At 33.3% G+C, this 15,541-nt stretch carries 12 protein-coding genes; 6 read left to right on the plus strand and 6 right to left on the minus strand.

Annotated features, from left to right (window positions below):
- Positions 1-4 precede the first annotated feature (4 nt).
- Genes purE through LQU93_RS05520 form a run of 3 tightly spaced genes read right to left on the minus strand, consistent with a single transcriptional unit; the run spans position 5 to position 2,465 of the window.
- A complete protein-coding gene (purE, locus tag LQU93_RS05510; protein ID WP_229932882.1) occupies positions 5-499 on the minus strand; it encodes a 5-(carboxyamino)imidazole ribonucleotide mutase in 495 nt (164 codons plus the stop codon).
- Positions 496-1,758: a peptidase U32 family protein gene (locus LQU93_RS05515; RefSeq protein ID WP_229932883.1), complete on the minus strand. Its 1,263-nt coding sequence runs from the start codon at positions 1,756-1,758 to the stop codon at positions 496-498. Before LQU93_RS05515 ends, purE begins: the two co-directional genes overlap by 4 nt.
- Positions 1,755-2,465, minus strand: a complete 711-nt coding sequence (locus tag LQU93_RS05520; RefSeq protein WP_229932884.1) for a chemotaxis protein — start codon at positions 2,463-2,465, stop codon at positions 1,755-1,757. The genes LQU93_RS05515 and LQU93_RS05520 overlap by 4 nt, the downstream gene beginning before the upstream one ends.
- 119 nt (positions 2,466-2,584) lie before the next feature.
- Between LQU93_RS05520 and LQU93_RS05525 the strand changes: the two genes are divergently transcribed.
- The 5 genes from LQU93_RS05525 to pgsA all read left to right on the plus strand — a co-directional run bounded on the left by LQU93_RS05525 (position 2,585) and on the right by pgsA (position 11,450).
- Positions 2,585-3,364 (plus strand): histidinol-phosphatase, encoded by a 780-nt coding sequence (locus tag LQU93_RS05525; RefSeq protein ID WP_229932885.1) that lies wholly within the window; start codon positions 2,585-2,587, stop codon positions 3,362-3,364.
- Positions 3,365-3,519: 155 nt separating this feature from the next.
- Positions 3,520-4,950 carry a type I glutamate--ammonia ligase gene (gene glnA / locus LQU93_RS05530; RefSeq protein WP_229932886.1) on the plus strand — a complete coding sequence of 477 codons (1,431 nt, stop codon included), beginning with the start codon at positions 3,520-3,522 and terminating at the stop codon, positions 4,948-4,950.
- 182 nt (positions 4,951-5,132) lie between these two features.
- Positions 5,133-9,374, plus strand: a complete 4,242-nt coding sequence (locus tag LQU93_RS05535) for a S6 family peptidase (protein WP_229932887.1) — start codon at positions 5,133-5,135, stop codon at positions 9,372-9,374.
- Between the two features lie 626 nt (positions 9,375-10,000).
- Positions 10,001-10,558, plus strand: a complete 558-nt coding sequence (locus LQU93_RS05540; protein WP_229932888.1) for a c-type cytochrome — start codon at positions 10,001-10,003, stop codon at positions 10,556-10,558.
- Positions 10,559-10,913: 355 nt separating this feature from the next.
- Positions 10,914-11,450: a CDP-diacylglycerol--glycerol-3-phosphate 3-phosphatidyltransferase gene (gene pgsA, locus LQU93_RS05545; RefSeq protein WP_229932889.1), complete on the plus strand. Its 537-nt coding sequence runs from the start codon at positions 10,914-10,916 to the stop codon at positions 11,448-11,450.
- Positions 11,451-11,690: 240 nt separating this feature from the next.
- Here pgsA and ppk2 read toward each other — a convergent pair whose 3' ends face one another.
- Positions 11,691-12,488 carry a polyphosphate kinase 2 gene (ppk2, locus tag LQU93_RS05550; protein ID WP_229932890.1) on the minus strand — a complete coding sequence of 266 codons (798 nt, stop codon included), beginning with the start codon at positions 12,486-12,488 and terminating at the stop codon, positions 11,691-11,693.
- A gap of 85 nt (positions 12,489-12,573) precedes the next feature.
- Between ppk2 and dsbD the strand changes: the two genes are divergently transcribed.
- On the plus strand, positions 12,574-14,280 hold the full coding sequence (gene dsbD, locus LQU93_RS05555) for a protein-disulfide reductase DsbD (RefSeq protein ID WP_229932891.1): 1,707 nt from the start codon (positions 12,574-12,576) through the stop codon (positions 14,278-14,280).
- A 361-nt stretch (positions 14,281-14,641) separates the two neighbouring features.
- Here dsbD and acpS read toward each other — a convergent pair whose 3' ends face one another.
- Positions 14,642-14,992 (minus strand): holo-ACP synthase, encoded by a 351-nt coding sequence (acpS, locus tag LQU93_RS05560; protein ID WP_229932892.1) that lies wholly within the window; start codon positions 14,990-14,992, stop codon positions 14,642-14,644.
- Positions 14,989-15,522, minus strand: coding sequence for a flagellar basal body-associated protein FliL (gene fliL, locus LQU93_RS05565; RefSeq protein ID WP_229932893.1), 534 nt, complete (start codon positions 15,520-15,522; stop codon positions 14,989-14,991). The genes acpS and fliL overlap by 4 nt, the downstream gene beginning before the upstream one ends.
- Positions 15,523-15,541 lie beyond the last annotated feature (19 nt).

Genomic DNA, 15,541 nt, shown 5'->3' on the forward strand with positions numbered 1-15,541 from the left:
CCCCTTAAAGTATCACTTCAACCTTAGCAGAATCAGCTCTTAAAGCTTCTTTTTTGCTCTCTCTATCGTTAAGTAGCTTTTGTGCCAAAGTGTCGTCATTTAGTGCTAGAATTTGCATTGCAAGATACGCTGCATTAATCGCACCAGCTTTGCCAATCGCAAGTGTAGCCACCGGCATACCGCTAGGCATCTGCACGGTTGAATAAAGTGCATCCATTCCATTTAACGCACTACCACTCATAGGTATTCCAATTACTGGCTTTGTTGTATTTGCGGCTATGGCACCTGCTAAATGTGCTGCCATGCCAGCTGCTGCTATAAACACTTTTGCACCTTTTGCCTCAGCAGTTTTTATATATTCATGGGTTCTTTCTGGACTTCTGTGTGCTGAGCTTATGATAAGTTCATATTTAACATCAAATTTTTCAAGTAATTTTGCCGCTTCACTAACTATATCATAATCACTCATGCTACCCATTACTATAGAAATAAATTTCATAAATTTTCCTTTCTTAAAAAACTAAACTTCGGTAAATTTATAGGTAATTTTATTTCATTTTCGTTTCCACTATGGATTTCATCAAACACCTTACCTTTTTTGCTAACAAGCTGTTTAAACTCAAGCCAAAATTTTCCATTTTCATTATAAATTTTACCTATCTCGTTATCACAGGTTTTTATACTCTTATCAAGTGGAGCGACTATTTCATATGCTTGATTTGGCGTAATTTTATACTTGCATTTTATATACTCACCATCCTCGCTTATAGCATGAACCTGATGAGTGCCTTCTTCTAGGCTACTTGTATGGTTTTGCGTATCGATTCTCTCAAAAGGACGCGACACCAAATACCCATCCGTATAACCACGACTTTTCAAGGTTGCTATTTCATATTCATATTTTTCTTGCTGAAATTTTCCAGTCATAGCGTCATCTATAGCCATTCTATAAGCACGTGTAGCACAAGCGACGTAATATTCACTCTTGGTTCTGCCTTCGATTTTGTAACTATCAATCACACCAGATTTAACTATATCATTAATATGGCTAATTAAACTTAAGTCTTTAGCATTCATCACGTGAGTTCCACCCTCTGGGTCTTCTTCTAGTCTAAACAGCGTCCCACTTTCTGGATTTTTAGCATAAAGTTCATACTTAAAACGGCAATCATTCGCACAACTTCCGCGGTTTGACATACGTCCGCTTTGCACTGCTGAGACCAAACAACGACCAGAATACGCAAAACACATTGAACCATGTACAAAAATCTCAATCTCAAGCGTCGGTATAAGCTCTTTGATTTTTATGACATCTTTTAAATTCATCTCTCGTGCAACAACTATACGTGATGCTCCCATATCATGATAAATTTTCGCATCAAGATAGTTCATGACATTTGCTTGAGTGCTTAGATGAACGTCTATTTCGGGAGCTATTTGTTTTGCTAGGCTCATAACACCAGGCGTTGAGATTAAAAACGCATCAGGCTTCATCTGCGAGATTGTCTGTAAATGACGTTTAAGTGGCTCAATTTGCCCATTAAACGGAAATGCATTTATAGTGACATAAAATTTCTTACCCTTTGAGTGTGCGTAGTCTATGCCTTCTTTAAAGGTTTCAAGACTAAACTCACGAGCAGAGCGTGTTCGAAGTGAAAAACTAGCCACACTTGCATAAACCGCATCTGCACCATACTCAATAGCGATTTTTAACTTGGTTAAATTTCCTGCTGGAGATAATAATTCTGGCGTTGTCACTTTTTACCCAAACTTTCAATTAGTGCTTCAATATCGTCGTTGCTTACTAAATTTTCAGTGGTCGTATCACCAGCGATATGAACAGCCGAACTAACTCGTTTATCATCGTCAATCTTGCCTTCAAATAAGCTACTCATATATTTACTTAACGCTCTCATGACGTTTATAACACGCTCTATTTTTTGGCGATGGATGTCTTGATACTGCATCATATCCATAGTCATCATAACCTCATCTTGCCCCATTTGCAAATTTCCAACCACATCATCCACGTTCGCCTTTAGCTCTTCGTTTCTTTGCAATGCCTCAGCAAACACGCTGACATTTGGAAATTTTTCACTTAGTGTTTGAAAAAGTTTGATATTTTCATAAAGTCCAGCATTTAACGCACTACATCCACCCTCTGCATCCATGAAAAAATTATTTATAGTCTCTAGCTTATCAAACATCTCGGTTGCTTTTTTCTCGCTATCACGAGTAACGTCATCAAGCTGATGTACCATCTTATGGTCGTCTGTTGGAGGAGGTGGTGGCCAAGCTGTTTCAGCATTTACACGGTAATTTTCTGGATTTATGCTTACTTCTTGTATGCTTTCTTGTTTTTTTACATCTTCTGACTTGGTAGCCTTTGTGTCTGGCTCTGTCGCACCTAGCATATCATCATCTAACTCTCCAGCCATTAATGCATCTAGTTCTTCTTGGGTCATAAAAACTCCTAGTATAATGTTAATTGTGCGATTATACTATCACTGTGCTAAAAGCTAACTTTAAACAAAATATTTTTTTAAACTCGTTTTAGCTAAAATGTGCCTTTAAAAGGACAAGAATGATAATTGATCTACATAATCATACAAAGCTATGCAACCACGCAACAGGCGAAATAGAGCAGTATATTCAAGCCGCAATCAAAAACAAAACAAAATTTTATGGCATCAGCGATCATGCTCCAATGGATTACGACGAAAAATACAGGATGAGCTTTTCACAGATGGATTTTTATGAAAAAATGGTGCTAGAGTGTAAGCAAAAATTTTCAGATCAAATTGATATTTTGCTAGGTTATGAGGTTGATTATCTAAATGGACATATGCACGAGTGCTTATTTAAGCGAAAAGTAGATTATCTAATTGGCTCAGTTCATTTTTTAAACGATTGGGGATTTGATAATCCTGAATTTATCGGCGAATATAAAAATCGAGACATAGACGATATATGGCGTGAATACTTTATGACCGAGATTGCTTTGGCTAAGAGTGGAAAATTTGACATCGTTGGGCATTTTGATTTGATAAAAATTTTTAATTTTATGCCAAAAACTGATATTAAAATTTTAGCAAAAGAGGCATTAAAAGCGATAAAAAAAGCAAATATGGTTGTAGAGATAAACGCAGCTGGGTTAAGAAAACCAATTAAAGAGCAATACCCAAGCCGTGAAATTTTAGAATTGGTTTTTGAAATGGGCATACCTATTACATTTGGCTCAGACGCACATAGTCCAAGCCAAGTAGGTCAAAATAGCGATATTTGCGTAAATTTAGCTAGATCAATAGGCTTTAGCGAGGCAGTTTGCTTCAAAAACAGAGATAGATTTAATGTAAAATTTTAACTTGCTTTAAATTTTTATATAAGTTTTAGCTTAAAAGCAAAATAATTGTGCTAGAATTACATTTTTTGTAGTTTTGGTATTTTTATTGTGCCTATGTTGTGATAAACTAAGCACAATTTAATATTAAAACTTAAACCAAACAAGGAGAAAGATTTATGGGAAAATTTGTAAAAGATATAGACCATTTTTTTGAATTTTGCAAAGAAAATGAAGTAAAATTTGTTGATTTTAGATTTACTGATTTAAACGGCACTTGGCACCATCTTGGCTATAATGTGAAAGCTGTAAATAAAGAAATGTTTGAAAAAGGCGTCCCATTTGATGCTAGTTCATTTGGCGGTTGGCAACCAATTCATCGCTCTGACATGATATTTATGCCTGAAGCACAAAGTGCATTTTTAGATCCATTTACTGCCGATGTTACAATTGTTGTATTTTGTGATATCTACGATATATATAATAATGAAATGTATGCAAAATGCCCTAGATCACTTGCTAAAAAAGCAATGCTACACTTAAAACAAAGCGGAATAGGAGATGAGGCATTTTTTGGTCCTGAGAATGAATTTTTTGTATTTGACAATGTCAAAATAGTAGATAAACCAAACTGTGCAATGTATGAAATAGACACAGAAGAGGGCGAATGGAACGACGATAAAGATTACAAAGATAGCTACAACACAGGTCATCGCCCACGTAAAAAAGGCGGATATCTGCCATGTCAGCCAGTAGATAGCATGGTTGATTTACGAGCTGAAATGGTTCAGGTATTAGAGCAAGTTGGACTTGAAACTTTTGCCGTTCATCACGAAGTAGCACAAGGACAAGGGGAGATAGGCGTAAAATACGGCACACTAGTAGAAGCTGCAGATAATGTGCAAATTTACAAATATGTAGTAAAAATGGTAGCTCACTTAAATGGAAAAACAGCAACATTTATGCCTAAACCACTTTATGGCGATAATGGTAGTGGTATGCATGTGCATCAATCAGTATGGAAAGATGGCAAAAATTTATTTTATGGCGAAGGCGGATATGCAAATTTAAGTGACTTTGCACGTCATTATATAGGTGGAGTACTAAAACACGCAAGAAGCGTAGCAGCATTTACAAACGCTAGCACAAACAGCTACAAACGCTTAATTCCTGGTTTTGAAGCACCATCAATTCTAACCTACTCAAGCCAAAATCGCTCAGCTTCAGTACGCATACCATATGGCTCTGGTGAAAAATCTGTAAGAGCAGAGATGCGTTTTCCAGATAGCACAGCAAATCCATATCTAGCATTTGTAGCACTGTTAATGGCTGGACTTGATGGCGTTAAAAATAAGATTGAACCAGTTGGGCCAATGGATGAAAATTTATTTATTTTACATCTAGATGAGATAAGGGAAAAAGGCATTGAGCAATTACCTCATACCTTACGTGGAAGTTTAGAGAGTTTAATTCGCGACAACGCATATCTAAAACCTGTCATGACAGACGAATTTATCAAAGCATACCAACACTACAAATTTGAGACGCAAGTATGGCCTTATGAAGCAAGGCCTACGGCTTATGAGTTTAAAACTTGCTACTCATGCTAAAGCCAACTTTGGTCTAGACAAACCTCTAGACCAAAGCTTAATTTAGTAAATACAGTTTTAATTACAAGCTTATTTTCTGTAGCACTTTCGACTAATAAAATTTAAAAAATTATTTTATTATTTGTTAAAATAATTTTTACTATAATCCCAAAAATTTTATTCAAAAATAAAGAGATTTAATAATGCAAAAAAACAGAAAAATTATGCTCTCGATTGCTCTTGCAAGTGTTTTAACAACCTGTGCTTTTTCACAAAATATGAATGTTAACAACTTTTATTATAGAGATTATTTAGACCTTGGACAAAACAAAGGAGTTTTTAGTAATACTAACAAAGAAATCATCTTAAAGGCAAAGGATAAAAGTGAATTTAAATTTGTTAAAATTCCAAACCAATCTTCTAGGACAATAGATGGCTCAATAACATCGCTTGGACGAAATTATGTTGTAACTGCAAATCATATACAAAGAGTTTTTGGGGCAAATAGTTTTAATGTAAGTGGCGGTAATGCTACTACATTCTCACAAACAAATTATAAATTTTTAACCGGACAACACGGTAGCACAGACACCACAAAACACTATTCAACTGACACAATGTATCTAAAAACAACAAAATATATTGTAGAGGGTCAAATCGCCCCTGCTGATATTACCACACTAGATATCACAAAGAACATTAATCAATCAAATTCACAACAAAACATACAAAAAATAAGCCAGTATTTAAAAAGTATAGACGATGACAACGATGCACGTATTGTGCTTTATCAAGCTGGAACTGGCGTTTTAAAACTAAACAACTCTACTGAACTTACAAATGCTAGTGGGAATACATCAAGAGGTGGTAGTATATTTTTACTATCAACAAATGATTATATGATGAATTTTAAGACAAGAATGTCACATGTACAAAATTTTAAACAAGGCATTGTTTTAAGTGCTAGATTAGACGAAACTTTTCAAAATAACACAACAACAGGCGATAGCGGAAGTGGATTTTATGCATACGATACTAAAAAACAAGAGTGGGTTTTAATAGCTGTTTTAACAGGTCATAGCAATGACGCTAGATGGATTGATTTATCTTTGGTAAGCAAACAAGACTTTGATGATTACAAAAAAAATTATGAAGTCAAAATAGACACTAACAACGAACTTTTAAAAGATAAAGACAACATTATATATGGCGATAAAACTTTTAGTATAGACAGCAAAAAAGATCTTGGCTATGGTGGTATCGTTGTAGAAAGTGGCACAACCACAATAAATGGCAATGAGAGTTTAAAATTTGCAGGATTTGATATAGCCAAAAATGCAAGTGTAAATTTAAATACAAAAATTGAAGAAGACTTGCATAAAATAGGCGAAGGAAGTCTAAATGTAAATACACAAACTGGGACAAATTTACGACTTGGCGATGGACTTGTGATCCTAAATACAGACAATGCATTTAATAAAATTTATATAACAAGTGGTAGGGCAACACTAAAGCTTTCAGAGAGTATAACTAATTTTAATACTGAAAATATGTTTTTTGGAAATGGTGGCGGAAAGCTTGATCTAAACGGCAAAAGCATAACCGCTAAAAACATCTCTGCAAACGACGCTGGTGCAAATATCATAAACTCATCAACAGCAACTGCAAATTTAACTCTACAAGGCAATGATAACGCCGATACTATCGTGCATACAACCATCGGTGGAAGCGATAAAAACAAGATAAATATAGCAGTTCAAAACACAAATGACAAAACGCTAGTTTTTAACGCAGATACCCAAATAGACGGCACTTTAAGCGTTACAAATTCCAAAGTTGCCATACACGGACACCCAACCACACATGCTGTAAAAACCAGCAATACAAGCACACAAACAATAAAACAATATGACAAAAATATCCCAGCCCATATGGATTTAGAGCGTCCATCTACGCTTACTCAGCCTGACTGGGACAAAGTAAAATTTCAAGCCAAACAAGGTATAACGCTAGAAAACTCGACGCTAAGCATTGGCAAAGATAGTGAGTTTAACTCAGACATTACAGCAAACGGCACTTCGGCTGTAAATTTTGGTGGCGATATTGATTACTTTATAGACAAACTTGATGGCAGCAACACACAAAAAAGCGGCAGCAATGACCTGCTTTATAAGCAAGAAATCGAAAGTAAAAAGCTCAGCGAACAAGAACAAGGCAACGACAGCATAAAATACACTGGCACAATAACAGCAAGCGACCAAACAAAAATAAACTCAAGTATTACAGAGTTTAGTCCGACTTTGACACTTTCAAATACGGCAACTTTAATAGCAAAAAATTTAACAATCAGTGATAACAATAGTGTGAATTTTAAGGACAATTCAAATGCCAAAATAGAAAATTTAATCCTTAAAAATATTACCGATGCAACCAACAAGATCCAAAAAGAAAACACAGCTACACTAAAAATAACAAAATCATTGACGCTTGATAATGCTAAAGGCATAAATTTAAACAATAGTCAAATTGGCAATCTTAATGAGCTAAATTTAGTTGCAAAAAACGCTAGTTCGGTTATGCAAAATAGTGCAACAACTTTAAAAGGATTAAGTCTTAACAACTCAACTTACGAGCAACAAGGCAACGATGCTCTTAGCATAAACGGCGGAAATATCGAGCTTACAAACAACTCAAGCCTAATTGCACAGAATTTAAGTTTGGAAAATTTTAAAGATGAAAATTTAAAAATCGACAGCTCAAAATTTGATGTGAAAAATTTACAAACCGACAACTCAAAACTAGATCTTACAAAAATTACAAGTAGCCAAACTCTACAAAGCATAACTGCCAAAAACAACAGTGAAATAACGCTAAAAACTTGGGCTGATGACAAAATAGACAAGATAAAAACTCAAAATAATTCAAGAATAAATTTTAAAGAGCTAAGTTTTGATATGTCAAGCGAAAAAAGCATGAATGCAAACGTAGGGATTTTAAACTCTGTATCTTTAAACAATGTCGGCACCATTGAAAATGATACACTACAAATCAATACACTAAAATTTGATGATTTAAGCTTTGGTGATATGCTTAAAATAAATGTACATTTTGCTGATGCCATAAAATCTAGTCTTGATAAAATTGACTACGAAAAAGATTATGAAATCGTTACAGCCAATAAAATAAGTGGCAAAATACCATACATTAAGCTATCAGATGGAATTTTTGCAACAAGCAAACTGATAGATAATAAGCTAAGTTTGCAATTTACAAAAGAAGATCCAAAAAGCGAGAGTGCCCTTAAAAATCTTACAGACAATCAAAATAACGAGCTTTTAAAAGCAATCATATCTCACGCAAATAGCGGTGCAAATCCAACGTTAGCAGCACAGATTGAGCAAGCAGCATATACAAAAGATGCAAAAGTCATGAAAGAAATTTTGCATAAAACCGAAACAGAACTTAAAAATATCGGCGAAAACTCAAAACCAAGCATCATAAATAACGTGCTTTTCTCATCAAATTTAACAATGAACTCACACCTAGCACACGCCAAATTTAACACTCGTCTAACTATGCAAAATGCTTTTAAATACCCTCTAGCAAGCAGTGGCAATGACGACATAAAAAAAGTGTTTGAAGCGATTGAAGCAGACAAAACCAAAAACAGCTTTTGGTATAACTTTGGTGGTGGATATTTTAGCGAAAATAGTGGTGCGGATTTGAAATTTTACAATACAAATTTTGGTTATGATAAAACGATAGATGTGGGACAAGCAAGCATGATTTATGGCGTTATGGCCGGATTTACAAATGCAAAATATGACGCTAAAAATTACAAAGATCGTTCAAAGGCTTATAATATTGGCATTTATGCAGATTATGAAGGCGCAAATGCACATGAATTTTCGACAAATTTAAGCCTGGCTTATATAAAAAGCGAGAAGCATTTTAGTCTCTTAAACAATAATGAAAAGGCTAAAAATAACGGCTTTGGCACGTTGCTTTTGACACAATACAAACATCGCTTTGAAATTTCAGACAAACAAAGTATCAAGCCACTTGTTTTGACTGAGTTTGACTACACTAAAATGGACGGCTTTAAATCACAAAACTACAAACAAGACAAACTTAAAGAATTTGGCGTAAATATAGGGCTTGGCGTAGAGTATGCTTTTGTAAATGAAGCACAGGCTCACACGATACAAACGCTCATCAAAAAACAAATTCATCGCTCAAATGATAACATAAGGCTAAATTTAAGCCACGCAAATAACTATCTTGAGTATGAGAACAAAACAAGTCGCGTCAAATACGAGCTAAACTATATCGGCGAGACAAGAGTAAGTGAGAGTTTTATACTGCAGTATAATTTAGGCACAAGTGCTGATTTTAAGGGCAGTTATGGTGGCAAAGCCGGCATAAAACTAGAATATAAATTTTAAAAGTCGTTTATGAATTTTAAGCATCAATTTATGCTTAAAATTCCATTAATAATAAATTGTTACCTGATTATGGTGCTAAATTTTAGTCTCATGCAAAGCCATATTTATTTAATAAAATTGCCATATTATGCATTATAGATCACAAATACAATTTTTACAACTTAGTATCATAATAACCAAAAACACAAGTTACAAAAAGCGTCTAAGTCATTTATTCTCATAGTCTAATTTTTAGCTTTTCATTTGGTCAAGTATAGTTTTATTTACTTATAGTTTTTAATTTTATATAACTTTGCACTTTTTTTTAGTATAATCACGCAAAATAAAATAAGATACTAAAACCACAAATAGTGCTTGTAAAACATTAGTGATTGTGTTTTTGACAAGTTGCATTTATGATGTTAGCCTTGTTAAAATTGCAAAATTGTAGATATTGCTAACTCGTTATTATCGAGTTTAGTGCTACTTTTTTAATGAAGCAATGATGTATCTTATTAAAATGGTAGTTAAAATTAAACTAAACAAGCGATAATAAAATCTACTATTGTTGTATTTTGATTATTATTTTATCAATGGTTGTGTTTGATATAATGCAACTTGCAAAAATTAATATTTTAAGGAAAAAAATGAAAAAATTTACATCATTATCTTTGGCATGTCTTTTTGTTGCGAGTGCGTTTGCAGCAAATGAAGTGTATTATATCAAGGCAAACGGTGAGTTTGGCAAACAACTAAGCGAAATAGCAAAACAATACGCCAATGACAATAATACAAAAGTAGAAATTTTCGTCGATGAAGACCCACGAAAATATAAAGATACTAGAATTTTAAAAACAGGAGTAAACAAAAAAGGCCACTATTCTGCTTCACTAGGCAAAGAGCTATATGAAAAAGACTGTGCTAGTTGTCATGGTATAAACGCAGAAAAACGTATGGGCAAGACTGCTCTAAAAGATATGAGTGCCAAAGATATCGAAGATAGCATGATAATGTATCGTAACGACTCTAGCTTTGGCGGAAGCATGAGAACCGTTATGCAAAATAAAGCAAAAACTATATCAAACAGCAATTTAGGTGCAATAATCGCTCATCTAAAAGGCAAAGATGCATTTGCAAGCGAGATAAATGAGAGCGAAAATAAGCCAGTCTCAACACAAAAACAACAAGGAAGTTATCTAAGATAATAAATTCGCCTTTAAGCTATCAATAAGGCTTTTTAAGCAAGAATTTAGCAAAACACAAGGTCTTTCTATCTTGTTTGCACTCAAAAAAGCTATAAAAAGCCTTTTATGTCTTAGCTCGTGTTTGTAGCAGTCTTACATTACTAATAGGTTTTGCTAAATTTGCCTATACTGTAAGCAAAACATGGACGAATATGACTTAAGTTTAAACCAAAGCAAGCTTATAATAATCACTATCTAAAATAAAAATTTTAAGATTTTATACTAAATTTGTAGTTTTATCTGCTAAAATTCTTAAATTTCACAATAATTTTGATAGAATTTAAAATTATAAAAATTTTACTATTAAAGGAACTAGATGATAAACCTACCAAATATTTTAGCCTTTTTTAGAGTATTGCTTGCACCTGTGATGTTTTTTATACTTATTAATCTGCCACATATCGCACCACAGATACACATTAGCTGGATAAATTACTTTGCTGGACTTATATTTGTTATTGCTTCAGTAACCGATTTTTTTGACGGATACATTGCTCGTGCTTGGGATCAAAAAACAAAACTTGGTGCCGTGCTTGATCCACTAGCAGATAAGATGCTCATACTTGCGGCATTTTTGGGGTTAATGATGATGGATAGAGCCAATGCTTGGGCTGTATATCTTATATTAATACGTGAGTTTTTCATCACTGGTTTTCGCGTCGTAATGGCTAGTGATGGTATCGAAGTTTCAGCCTCAATGGCTGGCAAAATAAAAACTGTAATCCAAATGATAGCAATTGGTTGGCTTATAATGCAATGGCGTGGTGCTGAAATTTTACTATGGATATCTGTTATAATAACGCTATATTCAGGCTATGAATATGTAAGAGCCTACATAAAAGAAAAAAAGTAATTTTTACAATCGGCTGAAATTTATCTCATTTTAAAACAACAAAAGGATTGTTTTTAAAATTTTTAACTATTTTTCATAGATAAGATTATCGCACAAAAATCATCAATAGCCATCTTTTAAAAATAAAACAATTTTTATATAAATTTAAACAAATATTTAGTTTTAAAAATCGCAAAATCATCTTAATATAAATACAATATTTTGAAATTATATTAAAATTTTGCAATAAATTAACAACAGCTATCTTTTGTCCTTTAAACGCTCTTTGTTTAGTCCGCTTTCTATACGTCTTATCTCCTCTTCGCCAGTTCTTACAAGTTGGTTATCAAACTCCAAAGCCTTCTTATCTATCTTATTTGGATACTCAACATTTGATAAAATATACTTAAATATATTAATTCTTGCACTTTTTTTATCATCAGAGCTAACTATAGTCCATGGTGCTATCGGAGTGTTTGACGATAAAAGCATTGAGTATTTTGCGACCGAATACTGATCCCATAATTCTTGAGAACGCTTATCAACTGCAGAAATTTTAAACTGTTTTAAAGGGTCTGTTATACGCTCTTTAAATCTTCTTTTTTGCTCTTCCTTGCTAACAGAGAGATAAAATTTAAAAAATTTTATTCCAGAATTTATTATCATCTCTTCAAATCTAGGTACCTCGCGTAAAAATTCCTTATGCTCAGCCTGAGTACAAAACCCCATCACAGGCTCAACTCCAGCCCTATTATACCAAGACCTATCAAATATCACTATCTCTCCAGCACTTGGCAAATGAGCAACATATCGTTGAAAATACCACTGTGTTTTTTCAACGTCACTTGGTTTTTCAAGTGCAACCACACGACAACCACGTGGATTTAAATGCTCAATTAGGCGTTTTATGCAACCGCCCTTACCTGCCGCGTCACGCCCCTCCATTATAATAAGCACTCTTAAACCATTGTTTTTAACGTGATTTTGAAATTTCAAAAGCTCTATTTGCAGTGTTTTTAACTCTTTAAGATATTGTGTTTTTGGCATACGCTTTATCATTATTATACCTTTAAGAAAAATATAATTTAAATTTTACTACAAATTTAAATTATATCGGTAAAATAACTTATTTAAAGGGAGCAAGATGTTACAAAAAGTAATCTTTTATATTGTGTTATCATTTTCATTTGTGTATGCTAATGTCTTAAATTTGGACGAGGCATTTGATATAAAATACACAAGCGACAAAGATGGAATTGAGTTTAAATTTGGTTTAGGGCAAGACATTTACATCTACAAAGAGACGTTTGATGTAAAAATTTCAAACCAAAGCATACTAAAAATGCTAAATTTGCCAAAACCGCAAATTTCAAATGAATATGAAATTTATATGCAAGATTTTAATATATTTATACCAATAAATTTGATAAAATCCTACATACAAAACGGCAACAATAAACTAATCTTAGAGTATCAAGGTTGTGCCGAAAATGGAATATGCTATCGTCCGCAATTTAAGCAATTTCATCTAACCCAAAACTACGACAAAATAACATTAAAAGAGTTAAATTTAAACGATGATGAAATTTCAGACGAGCAAAGTATCGCAAATACACTTTTAAACAGTGGATTTTTCGTAGCATTAATAACGTTTTTTGGCTTTGGTTTGATGCTATCGCTAACACCATGTGTTTTTCCGATGATTCCGATACTTTCAAGCATAATAATAGCCAAAAACAAAAGCATGAGTGTTAAAAATGGATTTTTACTTTCATTTGTATATGTTGTAGCCATGAGTCTTGCATATGCCATAGCTGGGGTAATAGCGTCATATATTGGTTCAGGTGTTAGCAGTATGCTACAAAACTCCTATATTTTAGGATTTTTTGCTTTTATTTTTGTAATTCTTGCATTTAGTATGTTTGGATTTTATGATATTAAGCTTCCTAGTAAATTTGAAAATAGCATAAATACAAACTCAAACAAAATAGGTGGTTTTATAGGTGTATTTATCATGGGTTTTGCCTCGGCACTTGTTGTATCTCCTTGCGTGGCTGCACCACTAGCAGGAGCGTTACTATATATTTCACAAAGTGCAAACGTGCTATATGGCGGAATAATGCTATTTGTAATGGGACTTGGAATGGGCGTTCCACTACTGATAATAGGTGCAACATCTGGTAGAATTTTGCCACGTCCTGGCAAGTGGATGGATATGATAAAAATTTCATTTGGATTTATTATGCTGTTAATGTCAATATGGATATTGGCAAGGGTAATACCGCCATTTTACCAGTTAGTCGCTTATGGCGTAGTAGGTGTAGTTTGGGCAGTGTATTTAGGGGCGTTTGATGTCGCAAATAGTGGCGTCATCAAACTTAAAAAATCACTTGCAATTTTGATTTTTATCTACTCTATAATGCTTATAGTTGGTGGTTTTATTGGTGGCAAAAATCCACTATCGCCACTTGAAAACATTACTACAAGCACAAACAAAAGCGAATTAAAATTTCAAAAAATATCAAACATAGATGAGCTATTAGACACTATAAATAGCTCTACTAAACCAGTTTTGGTTGATTTTTGGGCAAGTTGGTGCGTAAGTTGTTTAGAGTTAGACAATAAGACTTTTAGCGATCCAGATGTAATAAAAAGACTTAGTGAATTTAACCTTGTAAAAATAGACGTAACTGAAAATTCATCCAAAAATAGAGAAATTTTAAGGTACTTTTCATTAATTGATCCTCCAGCAATTTTATTTTTTAACAACACAAATGAGCTAAAATCAAAACGCATCATTGGCTATATAAATCCCAAAGATTTTATAAATAAGATATCTGATATAGATTAAATTTAAGCTTGATTTAGCAAATTCACGTTTCATGTTTGGTTTTATACAATTATACGCATTATATTTGATTTGCTAATAAAGAATAAATTTAAATATAGACATTATTTTATTTACAAAGCAAATAATTAGCAGGTTTTATAAGATTTGCAAATTTTAAAGTCATTATAATAATTAAACCTATATTTCTTTGTATAAACACTATTTGTTTTAAAAAATGAGCAAAAACAAATATTTTTTCTTTATATCTAAGCAGTTGCGAAGTAGTTCTTGGAAAGCTACGAGCGTTAGCGAAGTAGAAAACAAAGCAATACACTAATTTTAAACTTTAAAAATTAAGCTAAATTCTATATTTATACATAATTCAAAAAGTTTGTAAAGCAACCACCGCTATGGCAAAATCACCATCATGTGTTATACTAATAGAAGTTGATTTTATACTAAAATCTTGCATAATTTTACTTGAAAATTTTAGCATCGGAGCATTTTTATTTGTTTTAGATATCAAAATATCCTTAAATCCACACTCTGCACCAATGCCTACGCCAAGTGCCTTACTAGCAGCTTCTTTTGCTGCCCAAAGCCCAGCTATACTAGCATCATTTTTTACATTTTTTATCTCATCATCACTTAAAAAGCGTTTTAAAAAATCATCTCCAAAACGCTCTTTAAGCTTTGAAATTCTAGAAATTTTAACTAAATCTACGCCAATCATTGCACGACAAAGTCGGTAAAATATATATTTTTGATATAGCCGTCGCTTAACACCTCATTTATCATGCCAACTATCTCATCTTTAAGCTTATCTTTGCCTTTTGCTGTGCTAACTTCTTCAAAGGTTTTAGATGATAATGTGCGTATGATTATATCGCGCAAAAGTGCTTTTTTCTTATCTAATTCTGCCGCTAACGGCTCAGCACTTTGCTCTAAATCAATCTTAGTTTTTAAAAATCTCGAACCATTTTCACTAAGTAAATTTACAATAAATTGATCAAGCGGATATATAGGTCCCATATTCATATAATCACTACTTCTTTTGCCCGGTTGCCTAGCTGGTACAGACGTGCTTTGCTGTGTTTGCATTGCCATTTGCTGTTGTTGAGCATTTTCATCATCACCTGAAAGCAAAAACACTATCAAACCACCAACTACCAACAACAAAACCAAAACTACCGCTATAATTGCTATCAGTAGTCCATTGCCACCTTTTTTACTCTCTTTTACTTCTTTTTCTTCATCTGCCATAATTTCTCCTTAAAAATGC

The sequence above is a fragment of the Campylobacter majalis genome, assembly GCF_905120465.1.
In the GTDB taxonomy this organism is placed as follows: Bacteria; Campylobacterota; Campylobacteria; order Campylobacterales; family Campylobacteraceae; genus Campylobacter_A; species Campylobacter_A majalis.